This window comes from Pedococcus sp. P2_A3, assembly GCF_056405035.1.
This window is the reverse complement of the sequence record NZ_JBFUCW010000005.1, coordinates 127,137-151,926: the sequence shown is the minus strand read 5'-3', so window position 1 is coordinate 151,926 and position 24,790 is coordinate 127,137. Positions and strand designations below refer to the sequence as shown.

General features: G+C 71.2%; 18 protein-coding genes and 1 riboswitch. Of the genes, 9 read left to right on the top strand and 9 right to left on the bottom strand.

Annotation, left to right across the window (positions count from 1 at the left end):
• Window positions 1–2: 2 nt before the first annotated feature.
• The 3 genes from AC1DX8_RS06050 to AC1DX8_RS06040 all read left to right on the top strand — a co-directional run bounded on the left by AC1DX8_RS06050 (window position 3) and on the right by AC1DX8_RS06040 (window position 4,514).
• Window positions 3–1,265, top strand: coding sequence for a DUF58 domain-containing protein (locus AC1DX8_RS06050; RefSeq protein WP_477629013.1), 1,263 nt, complete (start codon window positions 3–5; stop codon window positions 1,263–1,265).
• Entirely contained in the window at window positions 1,262–3,649 is a 2,388-nt protein-coding gene (locus AC1DX8_RS06045) for a transglutaminase TgpA family protein (RefSeq protein ID WP_477629012.1), read from the top strand. Before AC1DX8_RS06050 ends, AC1DX8_RS06045 begins: the two co-directional genes overlap by 4 nt.
• A gap of 379 nt (window positions 3,650–4,028) precedes the next feature.
• Window positions 4,029–4,514 carry a hypothetical protein gene (locus tag AC1DX8_RS06040; protein WP_477629011.1) on the top strand — a complete coding sequence of 162 codons (486 nt, stop codon included), beginning with the start codon at window positions 4,029–4,031 and terminating at the stop codon, window positions 4,512–4,514.
• 86 nt (window positions 4,515–4,600) lie between these two features.
• On the opposite strand, the gene AC1DX8_RS06035 is transcribed toward AC1DX8_RS06040, so the two are convergent.
• The 6 genes from AC1DX8_RS06035 to AC1DX8_RS06010 form a co-directional block, all read right to left on the bottom strand.
• Complete coding sequence (locus tag AC1DX8_RS06035) at window positions 4,601–6,274, bottom strand: RNA polymerase sigma factor (RefSeq protein WP_477629010.1); 1,674 nt, start codon at window positions 6,272–6,274, stop codon at window positions 4,601–4,603.
• A 238-nt stretch (window positions 6,275–6,512) separates the two neighbouring features.
• Complete coding sequence (locus tag AC1DX8_RS06030) at window positions 6,513–6,914, bottom strand: universal stress protein (protein WP_477629009.1); 402 nt, start codon at window positions 6,912–6,914, stop codon at window positions 6,513–6,515.
• A 188-nt stretch (window positions 6,915–7,102) separates the two neighbouring features.
• On the bottom strand, window positions 7,103–8,239 hold the full coding sequence (gene metX, locus AC1DX8_RS06025) for a homoserine O-acetyltransferase MetX (RefSeq protein WP_477629008.1): 1,137 nt from the start codon (window positions 8,237–8,239) through the stop codon (window positions 7,103–7,105).
• Window positions 8,240–8,256: 17 nt separating this feature from the next.
• A riboswitch (SAM riboswitch) is annotated at window positions 8,257–8,367 on the bottom strand.
• Window positions 8,368–8,490: 123 nt separating this feature from the next.
• The gene (locus tag AC1DX8_RS06020) at window positions 8,491–9,636 is read right to left on the bottom strand and encodes a DUF4192 domain-containing protein (RefSeq protein ID WP_477629007.1); all 1,146 of its coding nucleotides are present in this window, start codon (window positions 9,634–9,636) and stop codon (window positions 8,491–8,493) included.
• 209 nt (window positions 9,637–9,845) lie between these two features.
• Window positions 9,846–10,211: a YkvA family protein gene (locus AC1DX8_RS06015; RefSeq protein WP_477629006.1), complete on the bottom strand. Its 366-nt coding sequence runs from the start codon at window positions 10,209–10,211 to the stop codon at window positions 9,846–9,848.
• Between the two features lie 94 nt (window positions 10,212–10,305).
• On the bottom strand, window positions 10,306–11,022 hold the full coding sequence (locus AC1DX8_RS06010) for an EcsC family protein (protein ID WP_477629005.1): 717 nt from the start codon (window positions 11,020–11,022) through the stop codon (window positions 10,306–10,308).
• A 122-nt stretch (window positions 11,023–11,144) separates the two neighbouring features.
• Between AC1DX8_RS06010 and AC1DX8_RS06005 the strand changes: the two genes are divergently transcribed.
• Window positions 11,145–12,041: a sulfurtransferase gene (locus AC1DX8_RS06005; protein WP_477629004.1), complete on the top strand. Its 897-nt coding sequence runs from the start codon at window positions 11,145–11,147 to the stop codon at window positions 12,039–12,041.
• A gap of 46 nt (window positions 12,042–12,087) precedes the next feature.
• Window positions 12,088–12,522, top strand: coding sequence for a SufE family protein (locus tag AC1DX8_RS06000; RefSeq protein WP_477629058.1), 435 nt, complete (start codon window positions 12,088–12,090; stop codon window positions 12,520–12,522).
• Window positions 12,523–12,666: 144 nt separating this feature from the next.
• Here AC1DX8_RS06000 and AC1DX8_RS05995 read toward each other — a convergent pair whose 3' ends face one another.
• Window positions 12,667–14,229, bottom strand: a complete 1,563-nt coding sequence (locus AC1DX8_RS05995) for a S8 family peptidase (protein ID WP_477629003.1) — start codon at window positions 14,227–14,229, stop codon at window positions 12,667–12,669.
• Window positions 14,230–14,386: 157 nt separating this feature from the next.
• Here AC1DX8_RS05995 and AC1DX8_RS05990 point away from each other — a divergent pair, with 157 nt between their 5' ends.
• On the top strand, window positions 14,387–16,174 hold the full coding sequence (locus AC1DX8_RS05990; RefSeq protein ID WP_477629002.1) for a DNA polymerase: 1,788 nt from the start codon (window positions 14,387–14,389) through the stop codon (window positions 16,172–16,174).
• 46 nt (window positions 16,175–16,220) lie between these two features.
• Complete coding sequence (locus AC1DX8_RS05985) at window positions 16,221–17,021, top strand: DUF1206 domain-containing protein (RefSeq protein ID WP_477629001.1); 801 nt, start codon at window positions 16,221–16,223, stop codon at window positions 17,019–17,021.
• Window positions 17,022–17,197: 176 nt separating this feature from the next.
• Here the strand turns inward: AC1DX8_RS05985 and AC1DX8_RS05980 are convergent, their stop codons facing one another.
• On the bottom strand, window positions 17,198–18,133 hold the full coding sequence (locus AC1DX8_RS05980; RefSeq protein ID WP_477629000.1) for a PAC2 family protein: 936 nt from the start codon (window positions 18,131–18,133) through the stop codon (window positions 17,198–17,200).
• 289 nt (window positions 18,134–18,422) lie between these two features.
• On the opposite strand from AC1DX8_RS05980, the gene AC1DX8_RS05975 reads away from it, so the two are divergent.
• Together AC1DX8_RS05975 and AC1DX8_RS05970 are read left to right on the top strand one after the other, a co-directional pair.
• Window positions 18,423–19,067 (top strand): TetR-like C-terminal domain-containing protein, encoded by a 645-nt coding sequence (locus tag AC1DX8_RS05975; RefSeq protein WP_477628999.1) that lies wholly within the window; start codon window positions 18,423–18,425, stop codon window positions 19,065–19,067.
• Between the two features lie 54 nt (window positions 19,068–19,121).
• On the top strand, window positions 19,122–20,675 hold the full coding sequence (locus tag AC1DX8_RS05970) for an MFS transporter (RefSeq protein ID WP_477628998.1): 1,554 nt from the start codon (window positions 19,122–19,124) through the stop codon (window positions 20,673–20,675).
• A 72-nt stretch (window positions 20,676–20,747) separates the two neighbouring features.
• Here the strand turns inward: AC1DX8_RS05970 and hrpA are convergent, their stop codons facing one another.
• Complete coding sequence (hrpA, locus tag AC1DX8_RS05965) at window positions 20,748–24,776, bottom strand: ATP-dependent RNA helicase HrpA (RefSeq protein ID WP_477628997.1); 4,029 nt, start codon at window positions 24,774–24,776, stop codon at window positions 20,748–20,750.
• Between the last annotated feature and the right edge of the window lie 14 nt (window positions 24,777–24,790).

The window sequence follows — 24,790 nt, the reverse complement described above, 5'->3', positions numbered from 1 at the left end:
TCGTGCGTCGGCTTCGCGACCTGCTCACGACCCGCGGTCGGGCGTTCGTCGCGGCGGGAATCACGTTGGTGCTGTGCGGGATCGGGTTGGGCTTCACCGACCTCACCCGCATCGGCGTGCTGCTCGTCGCACTGCCACTCCTCAGTGGGTTGTTGATGCGCCGGCACGACCTGCGGTTCGCGCTCGAGCGCACCGCCCTCCCCGGCCGCATCCAGGTCGACGAGCAGGCGCTGGTCACCCTCGGCATCGAGAATGCCGGCGGTGCGGCCAGTCCACTGCTCATGGCCGAGGAACAGCTCGACTACGCGCTCGGTGACCGCCCCCGGTTCGTCGTGCCGCGACTGCGCCGTGGCGACCGCCAGGAGGTCCACTACTCGGTGCGCTCGCACGTCCGGGGCCGGCACCGCCTGGGGCCCCTCGGCGTGCGGCTGCGCGACCCGTTCGGCTTGAGCACCCGGGTGGCCGCCATCTCCGGGTCCAGCGACATCCTTGTGCTGCCGCGGCTGGTGCCGCTCGGCGGCGGCCAGCCCCCCGGCAGCGGCGTCGGTGCCGAGGGCGCGATCCCCCACATGGTCGCCCTGCACGGCGAGGACGACGTCTCGATCCGCTCCTACCGCGACGGCGACGACCTGCGCCGCATCCACTGGCCGGCAACGGCCAAGACCGGCGAGCTGATGGTGCGCCAGGAGGACCGCCCGGCACGCCGCCGTGCGGCGATCGTCCTCGACTCACGGGCCCGCGGGCACCACGGTTCGGGCACCTCCGGTTCGTTCGAGTGGGCCGTGACCGCGTGCGCCTCCGTCGCCGCGCACCTGCTCGACCAGGGGTATGCCGTGCACCTGATCAGCGACGAGACGGCGGAGGACAGCCGGGCCGCGAGCGCCATGGAGGTCGACCCGCTGCTCGACGTGCTCGCCATGGCCGAGACCGGGACGGACGACCAGTTCGCCGACGTCCTCCAGTCGGCGCACCCGGTCACCGCCTCGGGCGGGTTGGTCCTGGCCGTCGTCACCGACCTCGACGAGGAGCTCGCCCGCCGGGTGGCCTCGTTGCGCCAGCCGGGCGGGACCGCGCTGGCCATCGTGCTCGACCCCGACGGCTTCACCGCGACCCGGCGACACCGGCCCGGGAGCAGCGACGAGCTGACCTGCGTCCCGGTGCTGCGCGGGGCCGGCTGGACGGTGGCCGTGGTCGGCGCGGGTGACGACCTGCCCTCGGTCTGGGGAGTGCTCTCCGGGTCGGGCCATCGGGTGGGTGTGGCATGACCCGCGGACGCCTCGCCGACTCGGCGATCGCCGGCGCCTGCTCTGCGGTCGTTGCCTGGCCCCTCACCACGCTCTTCACGCCGAGCACGTGGATCCGGCCGATGCTGGCCATGGTCCTCGCCGTCGTCGTGGTCGGCGTCGTGGGCCGGATGCTCACCAGCTCCTGGCTGGCCATCATCGGCGCCCAGCTGGTCGGGGTCGTCCTGGCCGCCGGCTGGATCTACGGGCGAGGTCACCTCTGGTACGGCCTCCCCTACCCCGACACCGTCCTGGCCTTCAACCGGCTGCTGATCGACGCGCGGGAGACGATCCAGAACTACGCCGCACCAGCACCCACCAACCGTGGGGTCACGCTGGCCATCGGCCTGGCGATCGGCGTCGTCGCAGTCGTCGTCGACCACCTCGCGGTGATGCGGCGGTCCCCCGCCCTGGCCGGATTGCCGCTCCTCACCGCCTTCCTCGTCTCGGCCTCCAACTCGGGCGACTCGCTGCACCCCATGTTCTTCGTGGCTGCGGGAGGTCTCTGGCTGCTCATGCTCGGACGCCAGGGCATCGCGTCGCTGCGGCGGTGGAGCACCACCGTGCCGATGAGCACCACCGGACGGCGGACCACCGAGGACCACGACGGGGCCTACGGCTACGCCGCCGTGGGGCGCAGTCTCGCGGTCGCTGGCCTGGTCGCCGCGGTCGTCGTTCCGGTGGTCATCCCGCACTTCCCGACCCGCTACCTCATCGACGGTCTGGGACGGTCGACCGGGGCCACCGGCTTCAGCGACGGTCAGGTCGGCCTCAAGTCCACGGTCGACCTGACCAAGAGCCTCAAGAACCCGTCGAAGGCGCCGGTCCTCACGTACACCACGAACGCCGCGATCCTGACCCCCCTACGGGTCGGGGTGCTGGACACCTACCTCGGCGACGCGTGGCGCCCCGAGCCGCTCGACGTCGACTACGGCCGGCACAGCACCGTTCCCCTGCCCGGCGAGCTCGGCGACGACGTCCCGCGCGAGACCTACCGGATCTCCGTGGAGGACTCGCGCCTCGAGGCACCGCAGATCGCGGCCCCCACTCCCCTGGTGACCGCCGACCTCGGCCGCGTCAGCTGGGGTGTCGACCGCAACACGTCGGTCGCCGCCGTCACCCGCTCCGCTAGCTCCTACAGCTTCACGTACCTCGCACTGAACCCCACCCCGGACTCCCTGGCGCAGTCCCGGGAGGGATCGACCGGTGGGTTCCTGCGCGCGGACCTGCAGGTCGACCCCGACTCGCAGGAGCTCGTCAGCCGCACCGTCAGTGAAGTGGTCCCGCAGGACGCCACCCGGATCGAGGCCGCACGGGCGATCCAGAAGTACCTGCGCACCGACGGCGGGTTCCGCTACTCGCTCGACCTCCCCGAGACCGTGAAGAACGACCTCGGGCAGGACGAGCGGCCCGACCCGATCAGCCTCTTCCTGCGCAGCAAGGTGGGCTACTGCGTGCAGTTCGCCACGGCCATGGTGATGATGGCTCGGGAGTCAGGCATCCCGGCCCGCCTGGCGATCGGCTTCCTCCCCGGCACGGCCGACCGCGGCACCTACACGGTGCGGGCGTCCGACGCCCACGCCTGGCCCGAGCTCTACTTCGACGGCATCGGCTGGCTACGGTTCGAACCCACCCCGTCGGGCACCCAGGGCACGGTCGCTCCGCCCTACTCGCTGGCCCCGACCACCCCCGGCAGCGACCCGACGGCGACCAGCACGGCGACCGGTGGTTCGACTGCGAGCGCGACCCGTCCCAACGGTCGCAACGACCCCGGCGCCACCGACCCGACGAAGACCACCGGCACCAGCTCGGGCTTCGCCAGCTGGTTCGGTCCACGGACGCGCACCCTCGTGCTGTGGGTCCTGCTCGGGCTGGCCATCGGCCTGTTCGGCTCGCTGGCCGTCCMCCTGGCGGCAAGGAGCCGGTTCCGCCGTAGGTTGCGGCACGCCCCCGACGAGGCCACCCGCGTCGAGATCGAGTGGCAGGCGATGACGGAGCGCATCGGCGACCTCGGCGTCATCCCACCCCGCGGCAGCACCCCACGCCAGGCCGGACGGTTCTACCAGCGCGAGGCCTACCTCGAGGGCGACCAGACGGAGGCACTGCGCCGCGTCGTCGCAGGAGTGGAACGCTCGCGCTACGCCCCGCCAGGGACGACCGTGACCGACATCCGCACGGACACCCAGGCGGTCGTCCGGGCCGTGTCCGGGGTGCGTCGCCGCAAGGACCGGCTGCGCGCGGCGTGGTGGCCCACCGAGGGCCTGCTCGAGTGGCGGGAACGCCGGGCGGCCGTCGGGCGCCTGCTCCGACGCCCCCTCGACCGGTTCCAGGACTGGCGCGACGCCCGGCGCGACTTCCGCCGGTAGCGAGCCACGCGGCATACCCCAGCCACCGATCAGACGCCGAAGGGCTCCCCGACATCCTCGGGGGCCCTTCGTCGGTGGTGACGTGGAACAGGTCTCGACGTCTGGACGCAGGCGTCGATCCCCAGTCGCACTGCGCTTCCCCGTTCGCCCGGTGCACGATGACCACTGAGGTGCACGTCAGCACGTCCGGCCTCCACCATCCCCTGCCAAAGCTCCCGGCTCCGTGCGGTGTCATCCGACCGCTCGTCGCGCGGGGCCACCACCCGGGAGAGAAGGTGTGGTGGCGGCCGACCACGGGACGTTGGGCCCTGCCACCGAGTCGCGTCCCGGTGGATCGTGGCAAGCCCGAGTTTCACCCCGACCGAGCGGAGACCGACCGATGTTCCATGGATCTGAGGACCTGCGCCGGGCCACCGACCACCACCCCCGGAAACAGCGACGCGGTCGATGGCTGACGCTTCGCACCGTGATGGCCGCCGTGCTGGCGCTGCTGATGACGGCTGCGCTCGGCTCCTCAGCCGTCGCAGCGACTGGTCGTCGCCACGCAGATGTCAGCATCCTCCCGGTGGCGCTCCTCACGGACGGCAGCGGCACGATGACGGTGTCGATGGCCGTCCGGTGCCCGCCCACCGACCACATGATCGAGGGGTTCGTGACCGTCGAGCAGGGTGACATCTCCCTCCTGACCGGCTTCGAGGTGGTCTGTGACGGCCGACGCCATCTCACCCAGGCCACGTTCTCGTCCTCGGACGCGGGCGCAGGGCCGTTCCGCGCGGGTCGTGCCGACCTCCGCGCCAGCCTCTTCGACGAGCACACCGGGACGTCTGTCGCGGAGAGCTCGCGGACCGTGCTGGTCAAGGGCTAGGTGGCCCGCGTCCGCTCGGCCGCACCTCCCCCAACAGACGAAGGCCCCGACCTGGGTCGGGGCCTTCGTCTCGCGCAGTGCGTCGATCAGTCCAGGTAGTCGCGCAGGACCTGACTGCGGCTCGGGTGGCGCAGCTTGCTCATCGTCTTGGACTCGATCTGGCGGATCCGCTCGCGGGTCACGCCGTAGACCTTCCCGATCTCGTCCAGGGTCTTCGGCTGGCCGTCGGTGAGGCCGAACCGCATCGAGACGACCCCGGCCTCGCGCTCGGAGAGCGTGTCGAGCACCGAGTGAAGCTGCTCCTGCAGCAGCGTGAAGCTGACCGCGTCGGCGGGCACGACGGCCTCGGAGTCCTCGATGAGGTCACCGAACTCGCTGTCGCCGTCCTCACCCAGGGGGGTGTGCAACGAGATCGGCTCGCGGCCGTACTTCTGGACCTCGACGACCTTCTCGGGGGTCATGTCGAGCTCCTTGGCGAGCTCCTCCGGGGTGGGCTCGCGCCCGAGGTCCTGGAGCATCTGCCGCTGCACACGGGCCAGCTTGTTGATGACCTCGACCATGTGCACCGGGATGCGGATGGTGCGCGCCTGGTCGGCCATCGCGCGGGTGATCGCCTGGCGGATCCACCACGTCGCGTAGGTCGAGAACTTGTAGCCCTTGGTGTAGTCGAACTTCTCAACCGCACGGATCAGGCCGAGGTTGCCCTCCTGGATCAGGTCGAGGAAGAGCATGCCGCGCCCGGTGTAGCGCTTGGCGAGCGAGACCACGAGGCGCAGGTTGGCCTCCAGCAGGTGGTTCTTGGCCTTCTTGCCGTCCTGGGCGATCCACCAGAGCTCGCGCTTGAGCTTCATCTCGATCTTGTCGCCGGAGTTCAGGCGCTCCTCGGCGAACAGGCCGGCCTCGATGCGCTTGGCGAGCTCGACCTCCTGCTCGGCGTTGAGGAGGGCGACCTTGCCGATCTGCTTGAGGTAGTCCTTGACCGGGTCGGCGGTGGCACCCGCCGTGACGACCTGCTGGACCGGGGCGTCGTCCTCGTCGTCGTCGCGCAGGACGAACCCGGAGCCCTCGTCCTCGTCGTCCTTCTTGTCGTCCTCGGTCTCGTCCTCGACGACGACGTCCTCGAGCTCGGCCTCCACCACGTCGGTCGGCTCGGCCTCCACGGCCTCCTCGTCCTCGGGAGCATCGACGGCCTCGTCATCGGCCTTGCCCTTGGCGGTCGCCTTCGTGGCGGTCTTGGCCGCGGTCTTCTTGGCGGCCGGCGCGGGCTCACCCGCGGCAGCGGCAGCGGCCTTCTTCGTCGTGGTCGCCTTGGCAGGAGCAGCCTTGGCCGCCTTGGTAGCGGTCTTGGCCGCGGCCGCCTTGGCTGCCGGCTTCTCGTCCGCCTGGTCAGCGGCACCGTTGGCAGCGGCCTTGGTCGCCTTCGCCGGAGTCGCGGCCGTCGTGGTCGCGGTGGCGGTCTTCGCGGCAGCCTTCTTGGCTGGCGCGGTGGCCGTCTTCTTGCGGGTGCTGGTCGCGGCGACGGCCCGTGAGGCGGTCGCGGAGTCGAGGGTCACGTGGATGCCCTGCTCGTCCAGGGAACGCAGCACGGCCTTCATCCGCTTGGGAGCGATCTCGGCACCCTCGAGGGCATCACGCAGCTGCGCGCTGTCGACGGAGCCGTTGGTACGGCCCTGCTTGAGCAGCTTCTGGAGCGCAGGGTGGGAGAACTCCGGGGGGAGAGACGGTGCGGGGCTCGCAGCCTTCTTGGACACAGGCGACACGGACTACCTTTCGTCGCGGACTCGCGGCACGGCGCACGTCATCACAGCCATGCTTTGAGGGGATGTCTGTGACAACAACGGCGGGAGTGGAAGTATTGCGGAGACCGCTCGGGCTGGACCCGTCGAGACCTCGTGGGTGACATTGTAAAACGAGATGCCGCCAGAACCCGCATCGGCACCACGCAGGGCGCTCGATCCACGCGACGTGACACCTGCACCCTCGCCCGACGCGACTGCGTCAGGCGTCTGCCTTGACCGCCAGCACGGGGCAGGAGGCGTCGAGCAGGATGCGCTGCGCGTTCGACCCCAGGATCAGCTTGCCGACCGGGGTGCGCCGGCGCAGACCGATGACGATGAACTCGGCGTTCTCCTCCTCGGCCACGGCGATGAGGTCCTCGGCGGGCTCGTTGCCCCGCACCAGCTGGCGCACCTCGTGCTCCAGACCCTCCTCGTCGAGCTCGGACTGGATGCGCTTGAGCTCGGTGTCGAACCGGTTGGCCTCGTCGCTGTCGAAGTCCCGACCACCACGCTGGGAGTTGATGACGATGAGCTTCGACTTGCGAAGCAGCGACTCGTCAGCAGCGCGACGCAGGGCGGCGCGCCCTTCCTTGGTAGGGACATATCCCACAACGATGGCCACGGGGACCTCCAACCTTCTGTGAACCGGGCGGTGTCAACCGGAGCAGCCGGTCCGACCAGCGCCGACCGGATCAGGTTGACCGGAGACCACTGCTGACCGGATCACTGCTGACCCAGGCGTCGTTGCCCGGACCGGTGTTGCCCGTAGCGGCAGCAGCCGCTGGGCCGACCGTACCGGAAATCCCCCGGTCAGGCAGGCGCAGCCAGCACCTTCGCCACGATCGCCCCGACCTGCTCGATCTCGATGAGGAAGCCGTCGTGACCGTACTCGGAGTGCACCGTGTGGAGCTGCGTTCCCGGGACGGCGTCGGCGATCTCCTGGGACAGCCTCGGCGGGTAGAGGCGGTCGGAGTCGACCGCGACCACCACGAGGTCGGCGGTCACCCGCTCGAGAGCGGCCGCCACTCCCCCTCTGCCCCGACCGATGTCGTGCGAGTTCATCGCCTCGGTGAGGACGACGTATGAGTTGGCGTCGAACCGCCCTGCCAGCTTGCCGGCGTGGTGGTCGAGGTAGGACTCGACGGCATACCGACCTCGCCCGCCCAGCGGGTCCTCGGCTTCCTGCGGCTCGCGGCCGAAGCGCTCGTGCAGCTCGAGCTCGCTGCGGTAGGTGACGTGCGCGATGCGTCGCGCGATCCCCAGGCCGGTGTCCGGCCCGGTGACGCGCTCGTAGTAGTCACCGCCGTGGAAGTGCGCGTCCGCACGGATCGCCAGCAGCTGCGCCTGGCACCAGCCGATCTGCTCCGCGGTCGCGTATGCCGTGCTGGCCAGCACGATCGCCGTCCCGACCCGGTCTGGGTGCGTCACCGCCCACTCCAGCGCGCGCATCCCGCCCATCGAACCGCCGAGCACGGTGTGCCAGCGGTCGATCCCGAGCGCGTCAGCCAGCAGGACCTCGGTCTGCACCTGGTCACGCACCGTGATGAACGGGAACCGGCTCCCCCACGGTGCGCCGTCCGGCGCGGGGCTCGACGGACCGGTGCTGCCCTGGCACCCCCCGAGGACGTTGGCGGCCACGACGAAGTAGCGGTCGGAGTCGAGCGGCTTGCCCGGCCCGACCAGACCGCCCCACCAGCCGGGGGTGGGGTGGCCCGGGCCCGTCGGGCCGTCCACGTGGCTGTCACCGGTGAGGGCGTGCTCGACCAGGACGGCGTTGTCGCCGGCGGCGTTCAGCTCCCCCCAGGTCTCGTAGGCCACCCGGACGGCAGGCACCACGCCCCCGCGCTCGAGCTCGATCGCCCCGAGGTCGACGAACTGACGCCGCCCGACCGGGTCGCCGTCCCGCCAGGCCCCGGAGGTCGCTCGTGGTGGGGAGGTCGTGGTCATCGAAACTGCTCCTGTGGCGCTCGCGCTTGCCGCCCAGGTGAGGGTCGGCCGGGTCTTCACCCGGGGCACCCCACCGCGAGGAGGGTTGCCGCCCAGCAAGCCGGGGCTTGGCGCTGGGACTCATAACCTGGCGCCCATCATACGAGGCGGTCTCCCCGGTGTCCGGCCCGTCCGCTGCGTGGACGGGTGCTGCGCGCGTCCGGGCCACCAGGTCAGTCGCCCCTCAGCCGCCCCCATCGGCCCGGTGCCCTTCACCCGGCCCACTCACCGGCCAGCTCGCCTGCCCACGGGTCGTCCGTGCGCGGTGCCCTGCCACGAGGACGGATCCCCAGGTCGAGCATCTGCTCCAACAGCAGGGCCAACCGGTAGTCGGGTGACGCATCCAGGGCGCGCTCGAGACAGGTCCTGGCGAGCGCACCGTCGCCCAGCCACCAGGCGAGGTTCGCCAACACCGTGAGGGGTGCTGCCGCGTGCTCGTCGGGCACCGCCCTGACCAGGTGCTGGAGCCGCAGCAGGTGTCGCCTTCCGACGACGGCCTCGTCACGACCTCGCGGTCGCCGGTCCCGCTTCCGAGTGCGACGAGCGCCCTCGGGCCAGTGCGGCCCGGGCAGGCAGGTGCGCACCGCATCGACCACGTCCGGCGGCAGGCAGTCCTGGGGCAGGGACCCGGGACAGAGCCACGCGACCAGCCCGTCCCTGAGCTGCACGTCGCGGAGGCTGTCGACGAGCAGCGCAACCTGGTCGGGACGCAGCGAGTCCACCAACGACGCGTGATCGCTCGTGGCGTCCCTGACGCCGAGGGCGACCGCCCAGGCCGACAAGGCCTCCAGCCGCTTGGCCGCCTGCCCCAGACCACCCCGTCTCGCCGCCCGCTCCCGGAGCGCCAGCCCCACCGCCGACGCCCGCTCGGGGTCAGCCGCCACGACGGCGGCGAGCGCACCTCGACCGGGCAACGGCGAGATCCCGAGCCCGACGAACTCCGCCACCGCAGGGGTGTGGGCCGGCGACGGGACCGGCGACCCGTCGGGCGGGCAGCACCCCGTGGCGCAGTCGACAGCGAACCAGCGGTCCCCGCGCACCACGATCCGGTCGAGCACCTGGACCCCGGCCCCCACCAGCTCGCGACGCACCGCGTCCAGCCCCGGCCGCCCGTCGCCTGCCCGGGTCTCGTAGGCGACCAGCAGGACCGCCTCGGGCCCCTCGCGCAGCAAGGGCGGGACGAGCACCCGGCACGCCTCGTCGGCCTCAGCAGCGGTGGGCAGGTCGACGCGCTGGACCAGCACCACGGCACGGTCGCGCAACGCGACCACCACGAGGGACTCGTGGGGGTGGTAGCCCAGCTGGTAGGGCAGGACTGCGACGACGTCGCCGGGGCTGCGCAACCGGATGGAGTTCATGCCGTCCACGGTCCCGCTCGAGGGCACCGCCCGGACACCGACAGGGCGTCGCCCTGTGGACGGAGCAGGCCGCCGGGCCCCGCTGTGCACGAAGAAGGGCGGTACGGCGCCGAATCTGCGCCGTACCGCCCTGTCGACGAGCCTGAGTGGGCTGAGTGAGCCTGGGTGGGCTGAGTGAGCCTGGGTGGGCTGAGTGAGCCTGGGCTGGGCTACCGCAGCACGTCACCCGGGACGGTCTCGCGCGCCGCGCCGGCCCGCTCCCACGCGAGGAAGGACTCGGTCTCGTTGACGACGGTCGCCGCGATCCACGACACGACCACGGCGTCGTCGGCCAGGCCGAACACCGAGAGGGCCAGCTCGGGGATGAGGTCGATCGGTGACACGACGTAGGCCACCGCCCCGAGGACCATCAGCAGCCGCCCGCGGGTGGTGCCGGCATACTCGCCGCGGAAGGTGGCCGCGAACAGCCTGGGCAGGCTCATCAGACGTTCCGGGATCCCGGGTGACCCGGGGCGGGTGGCGGTGCGGACCGCCGTGGCGATGGTGCGCAGTGCGCCGAATCGGTTCAGGGCCATGGAGTCTCTCCTTGATCCCGGGCGCCAACTGGCCCGGACACGGTGCAAACGACCGGCACGCCGTCGTCATTCCCTCGCCGCACCGAGATCACGGTCAGATCCCGGTCGCCCTGCGGGGGAACTCGTGTCGGGCGTGGTCGGCGATCTTCTTGAGCAGGAACCCGTCGAGACCTGCCCCCAGGACACCTCCGATGACCGGCACGCCCTTGCCGAGCTTCGTCAGCGTCTTCTTGCCGGCCGTCGACAGCAGCCGGAACCCGACCGCCTTGTTGACCACCATCATCGCGGGGCCGGGCAGCCGTTGGGCGGCGAGGTTGGCCAGGCGTCCGGTCGAGGCCACCCCGGCCTTCCTGAGCAGGTCATCGGCGTCGGCCCCGACCAGCGTCAGCAGCACGGCCGAGCGGATCTCCGGCTGCTTGATGTCGTAGCCACGCAAGGAGGCGATCGAGGCCACCATGCGGGTCGCCACGATGTAGAACTCCACGACGTTGGCCGGCAGGGCCACGGGCAGGGTGATGAAGCCACCCAGGCCGGTGACGAAGCCGCCCGCCGCGGCGAGCTTGAGGTGACCCCGCACGACGGCGTCGACGGCCTCCTCGGCCTCGGGCTTCTCGGCGCGCTTGACGTCGGCGACCTTCTGGGCAGAGTCGAACGGCCCCTTGCCGTCGATGCCCACATCGAGGAGGTTCTCGATCAAACCGGTGACGGCGCCGGCAAACACCCCGGAGTCCTCCCGCCCGGCCCTGGCCTGCTCGAGCGCGGAGGTCGGTCGGACCTCCGTCTCCTCCTTGCCCATCCCGAGGAACCCCACGCAACTCTCCCTGGTGTCGTCCTGCGACCTGCCGGTGCCACAACGGTGTCGTGACCTGCCCTGACAGCTGTCCTCGCCATCCTGCCACGAGGCCCGATGACCAGCAGGTTTAGCCTTGGGACATGCCTGAGTCCACTGACCAGTCCCCCTTCTCTTCCTACGCGCACCCCGACCGGCTCGTCAGCACCGAGTGGCTCGCCGAGCAGGTCGCCGCAGGGCGCATCGGCGGTCCCGACGGCGTCGTGGTGCTGGAGTCCGACGAGGACGTCCTCCTCTACGACACCGGGCACATCCCGGGCGCCCTCAAGCTCGACTGGCACCAGGACCTCAACGACCCGGTGGTGCGTGACTACGTCGACGCCGAGCAGTTCGCCGCGGTGATGTCCGCGCGGGGGGTGGGGCGCGACACGACCGTCGTGATCTACGGCGACAAGAACAACTGGTGGGCCGCCTACGCCCTCTGGGTGATGAGCCTGTTCGGCCACGAGGACGTGCGGCTGCTCGACGGCGGCCGCACCAAGTGGGTCGCGGAGGGCCGAGAGCTCACCAAGGACGTGCCGCAGGTCGCACCCCTCACCGGCGACGCGGCATACCCGGTCGTGAAGCGGGACGACGCACCCATCCGTGCGTTCAAGGACGACGTGCTGGCCCACCTCGGCGGTCCGCTCGTCGACGTCCGCTCCCCCGGCGAGTACTCCGGCGAGCTGCTGCACATGCCTGACTACCCACAGGAGGGGGCGATGCGGGGCGGCCACATCCCGGGTGCCAAGTCGGTGCCGTGGGCCCGCGCGGCCAACGAGGACGGCACGTTCAAGTCGCGCGCGGACCTCGAGGCCATCTACCTCGACGAGCAGGGACTGTCACCAAGCGACCCCACGATCGCCTACTGCCGCATCGGTGAGCGGTCGTCGCACACGTGGTTCGTGCTGACCCACCTGCTCGGCTTCGATGCCGTGCGCAACTACGACGGGTCGTGGACCGAGTGGGGCAACGCGGTCCGCGTACCCGTGGAGAAGTGAGCCGTCGGTGACCCAGGACACGACCCGCGCGGAGCTGCCCGCGGCGATGCAGGCGATTGCCGACGACTTCGCCGATCTCCTTGCGCCGCAACGGTTGGAGCTGCTCCTCGAGTTCAGTGAGGGGCTGCCCGAGCTCCCCGAGCGGTATGCCGGCCGGCTGGGTGAGATGGAGCAGGTCCACGAGTGCCAGTCGCCGATCTTCCTCGCGGTCGAGGTCGGGGACGATCCTGCGGACGCGCCGGGGAGCCGGCCCGTGCACCTGTTCTTCTCGGCTCCCCAGGAGGCGCCGACCACGAGGGGGTTCGCCGGGATCCTCCACGAGGGCCTCGACGGCCTCACCGTGGACGAGGTGCTCGCGGTGCCCGAGGACGCGCCCTACCGGTTCTCGCTGGGCGAGGCGGTCTCACCGCTGCGGCTGCGGGGCATGGTCGGGATGCTGAGCCGGATCAAGCGCCAGGTGGCCCTGAAGACCCGCTCCTAGCCACTCCCAGCTTTGTCGGGTGACCCGATCAAGGGCGGCTCCACCCCGGAACTTCCGGGGTGCAGCCGCCCTTTCTCAGGTGGAGCGCCGTAACTCGTGGAGCGTCGTAGCTCGTGGAGCATCGGGTCTCGTGGAGCGTCGTGACTAGCTGACCGCGTCGAGGGCGTCGACGATGCCGTCGCCGTAGTAGCTGTTGTCCGCGGCCGGACCGGTGCAGGGGATGCTGGTGCCACCCTCGGGAGCGGAGCAGGCCCGGTCGTCGGCCTGCGCCCGCAGCTTGGCGACCATCTGCGCCGGGGTCCAGTCCGGGTGCACCGACTTCATCAGGGCAAGCACTCCGGCGACGTGCGGCGACGCCATCGAGGTGCCGCTCTTGGTGCCGTAGCCGTTGTTGGTGACGATCGTCGACAGGATCGTGCGGCCCGGGGCCGCGACGTCGATGACGCCCAGACCTCGGTTGCTGAACGACGCCAGCTGCCCGGTGCGGGTGGTCGCCGAGACGGTGACCACCCCGGGGAGCTCGGTGGGGATGTCGAGGCAGTCGTTGTTGATCTTCCGGGTGATCGGCTTGGTGTCGTTCGGGCTCGCGCTGTCGGTCGTCTTGTTGGCGAGGTCCTTCGCGGAGTTGCCCGCTGCGGCCGCGTGCACGACGCCCTGCTCCGTGGACCACGCCACGGCGCGCTCGACGGCGGTGCGGACCGCAGACTGGTCGGGCTGGTCGCCACACCAGTACTCCATCGGGTCGATGTAGTAGCTGTTGTTGGTCACGTCCATCTTGTGCATCCCGGCCCAGACGAAGCCGCAGATCGCGTACTCGGGGTAGATGAACCCGTCGTCGTTGACGACCTTGACCGCTGCCATCCGCACGTTCGGGGCGACCCCGACGATGCCGGTGCCGTTGCGGGCGGCGCCGATCGTGCCCGCCACGTGGGTGCCGTGGTCGGACGTCGTCGGGTACCACGCGCCGGCGCTCTGGTCAGGACGCCCCGCACCGACACAGCTCACCGAGTCGGCGACGTCGATGTTGGCGGCCAGGTCCGGGTGGTCGGGGTCGATGCCGCTGTCGAGGACGCCGACGACCACCGAGCGGTCACCGTCGGTGATCTTGTGGGCCTGGTCGGCCTTGATCTGCACCATGTCCCACTGCTCGGCCTCGCGAGGGTCGGGGGTGGGCGCCGCCTCGCTGGTCAGCGCCCCGGACAGGTCACCGTTGGCGGGCTTGGCATGGCCCTGCTGGTAGCTCGAGGCGCCCTTGCCCCACGACGGCGACAGGTCGGTCGGCGTGCCCTCGCTCACGGCCGCGGTGCGCGACGCGCCCACCGAGCTGACCGCGTTGCCACCGAGCCGCACCACGTCGGCCCGGAACGCCGCGCGGTCGGAATGGGCGACCACGACGCCGATCTGCGGCCACGACTGGACGACCACACCACCCGCGGCAACCACGGCGCGCTCGACGAGACGCGTCTGACCGGGGTTGGCCACCTTGGCATTGACGACGTAGCTCATGAGGTAGCCGTCGGGCGTCACGACCGGCACCGGCGTCGACGCGTCCTGCGCGGCGCCGGTCGCTGTGGTGGCCGCGGAGCTCGCGGCCGCGCCGTCGGTGCTCGACGCCGTGGCACTGCCTGCGGCGAGCAGCGACGCGGCGAAGACGCCGCCGGCCGCCACGAGGGCGAGGCCACGTCCGTGCGGGGAACGGTGGGGCATGGGTTTCCTCCTGGTTGGGATGGACTCACCGGGCACCCGGTAGGGCGGCCCGGTTCCCAGCACTGTGCCGGATCTTGGGTAAGGAGTGGGTATGGAGCGGGGTTGGGCCCGGTCGTCGTCGGTGGCCGTCGGCGCTGGGTGCGAGGATGAGCCCGCCATGGCTCCCCTCGTCGCGTTCGTCACCTCACCGAGTGGTCGGGCCGCGCTCGTCGGCGAAGGGGCCGACGACCGTCCCGGCAGCCCCGCGGTCAGCGTTCCGGTCGCCGCTGCCGCCGGTGTTCGGGACGAGGTCCCGGAGACGCTCCTGGCGGTCGGACCGGTCGACGAGGTCGTGCGCCGGGCCGCCGAGCTGGAGGCCGAGGGGCTGACCCGGTGGGTCTGGTGGTCGGCGGCCGCCGACGCCGCGCCCCTGGCGTCGGCGCGCCTGTCCCTCGCGCGGTGCTGGGACGTGGCCGAGGCGCACCGCCTCCTCGTGGGCGGCTGGGAGGCGACTCCGCAGCGCGCGTGGGCCGCGGCATACCGGCTCGATCCGACGCGGCTCCCCCAGGGGACGCGCGGCGACCTCTTCGACTTCAGCGCCGGTGACACCGCCGACGGCTCGCTGGACGCGAACTCGGCCGGACGGGTCGTGCGACCCGACGGCTACCTCGACCCCGACGCGGGCTCGGCGAGCTGGCAGCCCGACGACGAGGTGCTCGTGGCCTGGGGGCGCGCGGTGCTCGACTGTGCCCGCGCCCAGGAGGCGGCCCTCGGCGGGGTCGGTCCCCGAGCCGTCGCTGCCGCCCACTCGGAGTCCGCAGCGGCGTTCCTGTGCCTGGAGCTCGCCCGCGACGGCCTGCCCGTCGACCGCGCGACGGCCGAGCGGATGATCGCCGAGGCCGCTGGCCCGCGACCTGACGACGAGGCCGACGCACGCCGCATCCGGGCCGAACGCGACCGCGCCGTCCTCGTCCACACACCCGGCCGCGAGACCACCGACCTGCGCAACCCCGTGCAGGTCAAGGAGCTCCTCGCCTCGGTGGGGGTGGTGGTCCCCAACACGCGCAAGTGGGTGCTCGCGCCGTTCCGCGACACCCACCCCGTCGTCGACGCGCTGCTGGAGTGGCGCAAGGCCGAACGCATCGCCACCACCTACGGCTACCCGTGGCTCGATGCCCACGTCGGCGCGGATGACCGCCTCCGGGGCGGATGGACCGCGTGCGACGGGGCCGCCGGTCGGATGACCGCCCAGAACGGCTTGCACAACCTCCCGACCGCGCTCCGACCGGCCGTCGCCGCCCACCCGGGTCATGTCTTCGTGCGGGCCGACCTCGGGCAGATCGAGCCGCGGGTGCTGGCTGCGGTCTCCGGCGACGAGGCGTTCGCGGCGGCCACCCGCGCCGACGACCTCTATGCACCGGTCGCCGCCGCCCTCGGCGTCGACCGCCCGGTGGCCAAGATCGCCGTGCTCGCCGCCATGTACGGCCAGCGCAGCGGCGCTGCCGGTGAGGCCCTCAAGGACCTCGAACGCACCTACCCCGTTGCGATGGGCTACCTCGACGCCGCGTATGCCGCGGGGTTGCGGCGCGAGCCGCTGCGCACCTACGGCGGGCGGCTCATCCGGCTCGACTCGGTGCTCGCCGACGTCCCGGCGGAGGCGGTGGGGGCCTACGACGCCGCGCGGGGACGGTTCGCCCGGAACGCCGTCATCCAGGGCTCGGCAGCCGAGCTCTTCAAGGCCTGGGCTGCGACGGTGCGGGCGACCACCCGGGACCTCGGTGCCCAGATCGTGCTCTGCCTCCACGACGAGCTGCTGGTCCACGTGCCGCAGGAGAACGCCGAGGAGACCCGCTCGCGCCTCGAGCTCGCGCTCACCGACAGTGCCCGGCGCTGGACCGGGTCGACGCAGGTCCGGTTCGTGGCGGACGCGTCGGTGATCCACCGCTGGTCCGAGGCCAAGGAGTAGCCAGAACAATCCCCTGACCTGCGGCGACGCATGGTTAGGTGGGGGCATGGATCACCAGGACGTCAAGCAGGCCGCCTCCAAGGCGGCCGACCATCCGGCCCTCGAGGCCGCCGCCCGCGTGGGCTACGCCGTCAGCGGGCTGTTGCACCTGCTCATCGGGTGGATCACCCTGCAGGTCGCCTTCGGCGGAGGCGGAAAGAACGCCGACCAGAGCGGGGCACTGGCGTCCCTCGCCGGCAACGGCCCGGGCAAGGCCGCCCTCTGGGTCGGCGTCATCGGGTTCCTCGGCCTGGCTCTGTGGCAGGTCGCCGACGCCATCGTGGGGCACCCGGGCGACGACAAGGAAGCCTGGGGCGGGCGAGCCAAGGCCGTCGGCAAGGCCGTCGTCTACCTCGCGCTGGCGTGGTCGGCGTTCGGCTTCGCCCGCGGAAAGGCCAGCAACAGCCGCAGCCAGAGCGTCGACTTCACCGCCAAGCTCCTCGAGAAGCCGGGCGGGCGAGTGCTCGTCGTCATCGTCGGGCTCGCGGTGATCGGCGTCGGCATCTACCACGTGTACAAGGGCGCGAAGAAGAAGTTCCTCCAGGACCTCAAGGACCACCCGGGCACCTGGGCCACCCGGGCGGGCCGCATCGGCTACATCGCCAAGGGCATCGCCCTGGTCATCGTCGGCATCCTCTTCGCGGCCGCCGGGGTCCACAAGCAGGCGGCGGAGGCGACCGGTCTGGACGGCGCTCTGAAGTCGTTGCGCGACCAGCCGTTCGGGACCGTCCTGCTCATGGTGATGGCGGTGGGCTTCGCCGCCTTCGGCCTCTACAGCTTCTCTCGAGCGAAGCACGCCAGGGTCTGACTGACACCACACCCTGCCTCGAGCGAAGCACGCCAGGGTCTGACACCCACACACACCCTGCCTCCAGCGAAGCACGTCAGGGTCTCAGTACGACAGGGTCTCAGCACGACGAAGCCTGACTCGCACCTCGGGTGCGGGTCAGGCTTCGTCAGGTCTCGGCGCGTGGCCGATGCGGGTCAGCTGGGGTTGCCCTCGCCCGCGGCGTCGTCGTCGGCCACGTCGCGCAGGAACTGCTCGAACTCGGCCCCGATCTCGTCGGCCGACGGCAGCTCGCTCACGTCGGTGGCGAGCAGGCTCGGCTTCTGGCGGCCTTCGCTGAAGGTGTCGTACTGGCGCTCCAGCGCCGCGATCACCTGTGACACCTCGTCAGAACCCTCGATCTCGCGGGCGATCTCGGCACGGTTGAGTCCCGCCTGGGCCACCAGGTCGTCGATCGGCAGGTTGAGGCCGGTGGCGGCCGTGATGGCATTGAGGGCGGTGACGGCACCATCGGCGAACTCGGCCTGGGCGAGGTAGTGCGGCACGTGGACCGCGAAGCCCAGGGCGTCATGGCCCGACTCCCCGAGCCGGAGCTCGAGCAGCGAGGACAGGCTGGCCGGCACCTCGACGCGACCGAACGGGTTGTCCTGCAACGGAATCAGCCGCGGGTCAGTGGCGTGGGAGGTCAGCCCGATCGGCCGGGTGTGCGGGACGGCCATGGGGATGCCGTGGGCGCTGACAACGAGGTTGACCCCGAGCAACACGACCAGCTGACGGACTGCCTCCGTCATGCGCTCCCACTGGAAGTCCGGCTCGGGGCCGGTCAGCAGCAGGTAGGGGGTGCCGTCGCGGTCGACCAGCCGGTGCAGCGCGAGGCACGGGTCGTCGTAGCTGAGCCAGCGGTTGGAGTCGAACACCATGGCCGGGCGGCGACCGCGGTAGTCGACCATCTGGTCGGTGTCGAAGGACGCGACGACGGTGGACTCACCGGTGGCCAACAGGTGGTCGGTCAGCAGCCGCTGCGTGTGGCCGGCATCCATGAAGCCGCCGAGCGCGACGAGCATGACCGACGCCCGCAGCTCCTGCGGGTCGGTGTCGGTCTCGAAGTGGTAGAGCTCGGAAGGGTTCAGCACGGCTACTCCAGCGGTCGGTCCCGGCCTCGGCCAGGTCTCTTCGTGGATCTCCTGGGAGATCTCGGTGTTCGAACGGGCCCGTTGGTGCGACCCGGTCCACAGTGCCAACGCTTCAGCATGGCAGGGGATTCCGTCCCCCACCTCCACCACCATCGGGAGTTTCGCCCCGCGCCAAATGTGATGCCGGTCACATTCTACGAGTTGGCGGAATGACCCGACGAGGCATACGGTTCGATGAAACGAAACAGTTTCGTTCCATCCATCTGATCGCCGACCCGAGGAAGCCCACGTGACCCCCACCAGCACCACCACCGCCCCGGAGACGAAGGAGTCGCCCGAACCGGCGCGCACCCGTCCCCGCGTCGAGGGTGACCGCGAGCGGGAGATCCTCGAGGCCGCACTCGTCACCTTGGCGGATGTCGGCTACGACCGGCTCAACTTCGACGCCGTGGCCAGCGCCGCCAAGGCGTCGAAGGCGACGCTCTACCGACGGTGGCCGGGCAAGGTCGACCTCGTGATCGACGCGCTGCAGCTGATGATCGGCGTCGAGGCGGACCGCTACCCCGACACCGGCTCCCTGCGGGGCGACCTCATCGCCCAGGCGTGCGCCAAGGGCGGCATCGGGGAGGACCTGCCGCTGCAGGTCTTCGCCGCACTGCTCGGCTCGCTGCACCGCGACGCAGAGCTGCGCGACGCGATCATGACGCGCCTGATGGCCCCCAAGATGGCCGTCACCCTCCAGACCTTCCGCGCCGCTCAGCTGCGCGGGGAGATCGGCAAGGGCGCCGATCTGGAACTGCTGGCACGACTGCTGCCGGCGATCACCATCCACGAGGCGATGCTGACGGGCACCCACCCGTCCCAGGAGCGCCTCATCGCCTTGGTGGACAACGTCGTCCTCCCCGCCTGCGCCGCGACGTTGCAGCGCGACTGACCACCACGCACCACCCACACCAGCCACGCACCACCCACACCCCAAGGAACACCCATGTCTTCAACTGTCGTGGTCGAGCCTGTCTCGACGCCGGAACCGGAGGCCGCGGCCAGCGGCAAGGGCCGGCACCTGGGCATCGCCCTCACCGTCATCACGGCCGCCCAGCTCATGGTCGTGCTCGACGGCACCATCGTGAACATCGCGATGCCGCACATCATGACCGACCTCGGCTTCACCCAGGAAAACCTCTCCTGGGTGGTCACGGCCTACACCCTCGCCTTCGGTGGCCTGCTGCTCCTCGGCGGTCGCCTCGGTGACCTGTTCGGTCGCCGCAAGGTCTTCATGACGGGTGTCCTCGTCTTCGCGGGCGCCTCCCTCCTCGGTGGCCTCGCCCAGAGCGAGGGGATGCTGCTCGGCGCCCGGGCCCTCCAGGGCATCGGTGCCGCGCTGGCCTCCCCCACCGCGCTCGCCCTGATCACCACGACCTTCCCGGCCGGCCCGGCGCGCAACCGCGCCATGGGCGTGTATGCCGCGATGTCGGGTGCCGGTGCGGCCGTGGGCCTCATCCTCGGTGGCGCGCTCACCGAGATCGACTGGCGCTGGACGATGTTCATCAACGTGCCGATCGGCCTCGTCGTCGCCTTCCTGGCCCCGCGCTTCCTCCCCGAGTCCGCGCGTGGCAAGGGCCGGATCGACGTTCCCGGCGCCATCCTCGGCACCGGCGGCCTGGTGTCCCTCGTCTACGGCCTCACCAACGCGGCCAGCGACTCCTGGACCTCGGCCACCACCCTCACCACCCTCATCGCGGGTGTCGCGATGCTCGTCGCGTTCGTCCTCGTCGAGATGCGTTCCACCCACGCCCTCATGCCGATCCGCATCCTTGCCGACCGCACCCGCGGGACGTCCTTCGGCGTGATGCTGATCGTCGGGGCCGCGATGTTCGCGATGTTCTACTTCCTCGGCCTCTACATCCAGCAGGTGCTGGGCTACTCGCCGCTGAAGTCCGGCTTCGCGTTCCTGCCGTTCTCGTTCGGCATCGTGGTCGCCGCCCAGATCGCCTCCACGCTGATGACCCGGGTCGACCCGCGCTGGATCTCGGGCGTCGGCACCCTGCTGGCCGCCACGGGCATGTTCGGGTTCGCCCAGCTCGACGTGGACAGCTCCTACGCCACCGGCCTGCTCCCCTGGATCACCGTCCTGGCGGTCGGCATGGGCCTGACCTTCGTGCCGATGACCCTCACGGCCACCGCCGGCGTGGCGTCGGAGGACTCCGGGGTCGCCTCCGCAGTGCTCAACACCATGCAGCAGGTGGGGGGCGCCCTGGGCCTGGCCACGCTGAGCACGGTGTTCGCCAACGGCGCCAAGGACCGCGGTGCCGAGCTCGGCGCCGCGCTGCAGTCCAAGGCCGCGTCTGGTGCGCTCTCGCCCGAGCAGCTCCAGGCCGCGCAGCACCAGATCGCGCTGCAGGCGCAGACCTTCGGCTCCAGCCACGCCTACCTCGTGGCCGGTGTCATGATCCTCGTCGGCTCGCTCATCACGTTCGGCTTCCTCAACGTCAAGCACGAGTCGCTGTCGTCCGAGGGCCACGAGAACGTGCACCTCGCCTGACCTGTCAGCACCGCTGAGGGCCCCGACCACCTGTGGTCGGGGCCCTCAGTCGTCGTGTCGCCGCGTGGCGCCTCAGCCGAGGGCGCTGATCGCCGCGCGGATCCGCTTCTCCGACACCGGGTATGCCGTGCCGAGCCCGTTCGCGAACAGGCTCACCCTGAGCTCCTCGACCATCCATCCCACGTTGCGGACCGGCGTCGAGCGCCGCTCGACGGGGGCCAGGGAGTCGAGCAGGTCGGCATACGCGATCTCCACACGGTCGACGACCTCCTGGTTGGCCGCGTCGCGAGCGAGCGCCGCCGGCGAGGACGGCGCCTTCTCGAGTCGTTGGAGCATGGCGCGGAGGTAGCGCCGGAGGTGGGGCAGGTGGGCCAGCCCGGTGTCGGCGACGAAGCCCGCGTAGACGAGGCTGTCGAGCTGCGCCCGCACGTCGGCGACGAGCGCTGACGTGGCGGGTGTCCTCAGGGCCTCGAGCCGCACCCTCACGTCGTTGGCCGCGGACAGCACGGGCTCGACCTCGGCGACGACCATCAGCACGCGCGTCGCGACGTGGGTGCGCACCGCGGCCAACACGGTCTCGAACGCGGTCGCATCGCGGACGCCGCCCGCGTCACCGTCCTGACCCACTGCTCGCTCGAGGACGATCGCGTCGACGGCGCAGGCGAGGGCGTCCTCCAGCAGGGTGGGCACCGACCCGTGGGGGTTGTTGCCCAACGCGAGCTTCTGGGCGTTGCCCAAGGAGGAGAGGACGCGCTTCCACGGTGCCGTCGTGTTGAGCAGGAGCAGTCTGCGGACCCCCAACGCGGTCGCGGCCGCGGCCTCCCGCTCACCGGTCAGCACGACGAGGTCGACGCTGTCGCCACGGTCGACGAGAGCCGGGAAGCCCTGCACCGTGCGGCCACCCGAGGTCGACTCGAACGTGCGCGGCAGGTCACCGAAGTCCCACTGCCGCAAGCCCTTTCGCTCCACAGCAGCTCCGGCCCTGGACATCCTCTGCTGCACCTGCCCGGCCAGCTCGTCCTGGAGCAGCCCCAACTCCTTGCCGCTGCCCAGCACGCGACCGCTGCCGTCCTCGACGGAGAACGTGATGCGCAGGTGGTCCGGGACGCGGTCGGGCGCGAACTGTTCGGGCGGTACGGCGATCCCGGTGCGGGCGTGCAGCACGCGGGCGAGCTCGTCGGCCAACCGTCGCCCACCCCCGGGCTGCGCCTGCGCCAGCGCGGCGGCCGCATGGTCGGGGGCCGGCACGAAGTGCACCCGGGTCGCCTTGGGCAGCGACCGCAGGAGCGCCGTCGCCAGCTCCTCCCGCAGGCCGGGGACCTGCCAGTCGAACCCGTCATCGGTGACCTGGTTGAGGACCTGCACGGGGATGTGGACCGTCACGCCGTCCGCCGCCGCGCCCGGCTCGAACTGGTAGGTGACCGGCAGCTCGATCCCGCCCTGCGTCCAGCTCCTCGGGTAGTCGCGGGCCGAGACGCCCTCGGCGCTGTCGCGCGTGAGGAGCTCCTCGGTGAAGGTGAGCAGCTGGGGCGTCTGCCTCCGGGCGTCCTTCCACCAGCGGTCGAAGTGGCGCTGGGAGACCACCTCGCGCGGGACCCTGGCGTCGTAGAAGGCGATGAGGTCCTCGTCGTCGACGACGATGTCGCGGCGGCGGGCCCGCTCCTCCAGCTCCGAGAGACGGTGCAGCAGAGCCTGGTTCGCCTTGAAGAACTCATGGTGGGTGTCCCAGTCCCCCTCGACGAGCGCGTGCCGGATGAACAGGTCACGCGACTCCTCGGGGTTGATCCGGGAGTACTGCACGGTGCGTGCGGCCACGAGCGGCACGCCGTAGAGCGTGACCCGTTCGGTGGCCACGACGGCACCCTGCTTGCGGGACCATCGCGGCTCGGACCAGGTGCGTTTGACCAGGTGCGCAGCCAGGCGCTCGGCCCAGATCGGGTCGATGCGCGCGTTGCTGCGGGCCCACAGCCTTGTGGTCTCGACGAGCTCGGCCGACATCACCCAGGTCGGCTGCCGGCGGAACAGCGTCGACCCGGGCGAGATGCCGAACCGCGCGCCGCGTGCGCCGAGGTAGTCGCGCTTCGCCTCGTCGCGCAGTCCGATGTGGGACAGCAGTCCCGCCAGCAGGGCCTGGTGGACCAGGTCGGCGTTCGGTGGCTCCCCGGGCGCGGAGGTGGACGAGCGGGGGTCGATGTCGACGTCCTGACAGGCCTTGCGGAGCTGGCTGTGCAGGTCCTGCCATTCACGCACCCGGAGGTAGTGGAGGAACTCCGTGCGGCACATCCTGCGGAATGCGCTGTGCGACAACGCCTTCTGCTGCTCCTTGAGGTAGGCCCAGAGGTTGAGCAGCGAGACGAAGTCGGAGTGTTCGTCGCGGAACCGTGCGTGCGACTGATCAGCCTGCGTCTGCTTGTCGGCGGGGCGCTCCCGGGGGTCCTGCATCGACAGCGCGGCCACGATGATGAGCACCTCACGGGCGCAGCCGAGCTTGCCGGCCTCGATCAGCATGCGGCCCAGGCGTGGGTCCACCGGCAGTCGAGCCAGCGCCCGCCCGTATGCCGTGAGGCGACGTCCCTGACGGCGCCCCCCGCGCGCGCGTGGCCGGGTGTCGTCGGAGGCCGGCTCCGACGCCGTCGGGTCATGCGTGGTCGGCTCCTGCAGGTCGAAGGCACCGAGCTCCTCGAGCAGTCGGACACCGTCGGCGACCTGTCGTGCGTCCGGCGCGTCGACGAAGGGGAACCGACTCACGTCTCCCAGACCCAAGGAGGTCATCTGGAGGATGACCGACGCCAGGCTGGTGCGCTGGATCTCCGGCTCGGTGAACTCCGGGCGGGAGAGGTAGTCGTCCTCGGAGTAGAGCCTGATGCAGACGCCGTCGGCCAGCCGGCCACACCGCCCGGCGCGCTGGTTGGCACTGGCCTGCGAGATCGCCTCGATCGGCAGGCGCTGCACCTTGGTGCGCTGGGAGTAGCGCGAGATGCGCGCGGTGCCGGCGTCCACGACATACCGGATGCCTGGAACGGTCAGCGACGTCTCGGCGACGTTGGTGGCCAACACGATCCGGCGTCCGGTCGCCCGGCCGAAGACCTTGTGCTGCTCCGCGGCGGAGAGCCGGGCGTAGAGCGGGAGCACCTCGGTCTGGGGCAGCTTCATCGACTCGAGCGCGTCGGCGGTGTCACGGATCTCGCGCTCCCCCGAGAGGAACACGAGGATGTCGTGCCCGGTGCCGTCGGCGGCGCGCTCGGTCCACAGCTCCTCGACCGCCTCGCAGACCGCGGTGACCTGGTCTCGCTCCTCCCCAGCGCTGGCCGCCCGGGCACCCCGCGCGTCCGGTCGCTCCGGGTCGACGAGGGGGCGGTAGCGCACCTCGACGGGATAGGTGCGGCCGGAGACCTCGATGATCGGGGCCGGCTCCCCCGTGCGCACGTCGGCGAAGTGCTGGGCGAACCGCTCGGGGTCGATGGTCGCCGAGGTGATGACGACCTTGAGGTCGGGACGCCGGGGAAGCAGCTGCTTGAGGTAGCCGAGGATGAAGTCGATGTTGAGCGACCGCTCGTGGGCCTCGTCGATGATGATCGTGTCGTACTTGCGCAGCAGCCGGTCGCGCTGGAGCTCGTTGAGCAGGATGCCGTCGGTCATCACCTTGACCAAGGTGTTGTCGCTGCTCTGGTCGGTGAAGCGCACCTGGTAGCCGATCGCCCCGCCGAGCTCGACCTCGAGCTCCTCGGCGATCCGCTCGGCGACCGACCGCGCGGCGATGCGCCGTGGCTGGGTGTGCCCGATCAGCCCGGCGGTCCCGCGTCCGACCTCGAGGCAGATCTTGGGCAGCTGCGTCGTCTTGCCCGAGCCGGTCTCCCCCGCGACGATGACGACCTGGTGGTCGCGGATCGCGGCCGCGATGTCGTCCTTGCGCGCGACGACGGGCAGGTCGGGCGGGTACTTCAGCTCGGGGACCGGGATGACCGGGCGAGGCGGTCTCGGCGGCCTCGACCGGCGGGGCCTGGTCGGCTCCCCGGTCGGCGGTGCCGACGACGTACCGGACCGGGGGCGCCTCCCCCGGTTCCGGGCAGCGCGGGGCTGCTCGGAACCGGCGGAGGACATGCCCGCAGCATACG

Excerpts from the sequence above, each read along its gene's own strand:
- AC1DX8_RS06040 (WP_477629011.1), top strand. The coding sequence starts at position 4,029 with ATGTTCCATGGATCTGAGGACCTGCGCCGGGCCACCGACCACCACCCC.
- metX (WP_477629008.1), bottom strand. The coding sequence starts at position 8,239 with ATGACCACGACCTCCCCACCACGAGCGACCTCCGGGGCCTGGCGGGAC.
- AC1DX8_RS06020 (WP_477629007.1), bottom strand. The coding sequence starts at position 9,636 with ATGAACTCCATCCGGTTGCGCAGCCCCGGCGACGTCGTCGCAGTCCTG.
- AC1DX8_RS06015 (WP_477629006.1), bottom strand. The coding sequence starts at position 10,211 with ATGGCCCTGAACCGATTCGGCGCACTGCGCACCATCGCCACGGCGGTC.
- AC1DX8_RS06005 (WP_477629004.1), top strand. The coding sequence starts at position 11,145 with ATGCCTGAGTCCACTGACCAGTCCCCCTTCTCTTCCTACGCGCACCCC.
- AC1DX8_RS06000 (WP_477629058.1), top strand. The coding sequence starts at position 12,088 with ATGCAGGCGATTGCCGACGACTTCGCCGATCTCCTTGCGCCGCAACGG.
- AC1DX8_RS05995 (WP_477629003.1), bottom strand. The coding sequence starts at position 14,229 with ATGCCCCACCGTTCCCCGCACGGACGTGGCCTCGCCCTCGTGGCGGCC.
- AC1DX8_RS05990 (WP_477629002.1), top strand. The coding sequence starts at position 14,387 with ATGGCTCCCCTCGTCGCGTTCGTCACCTCACCGAGTGGTCGGGCCGCG.
- AC1DX8_RS05985 (WP_477629001.1), top strand. The coding sequence starts at position 16,221 with ATGGATCACCAGGACGTCAAGCAGGCCGCCTCCAAGGCGGCCGACCAT.
- AC1DX8_RS05970 (WP_477628998.1), top strand. The coding sequence starts at position 19,122 with ATGTCTTCAACTGTCGTGGTCGAGCCTGTCTCGACGCCGGAACCGGAG.
- hrpA (WP_477628997.1), bottom strand. The coding sequence starts at position 24,776 with ATGTCCTCCGCCGGTTCCGAGCAGCCCCGCGCTGCCCGGAACCGGGGG.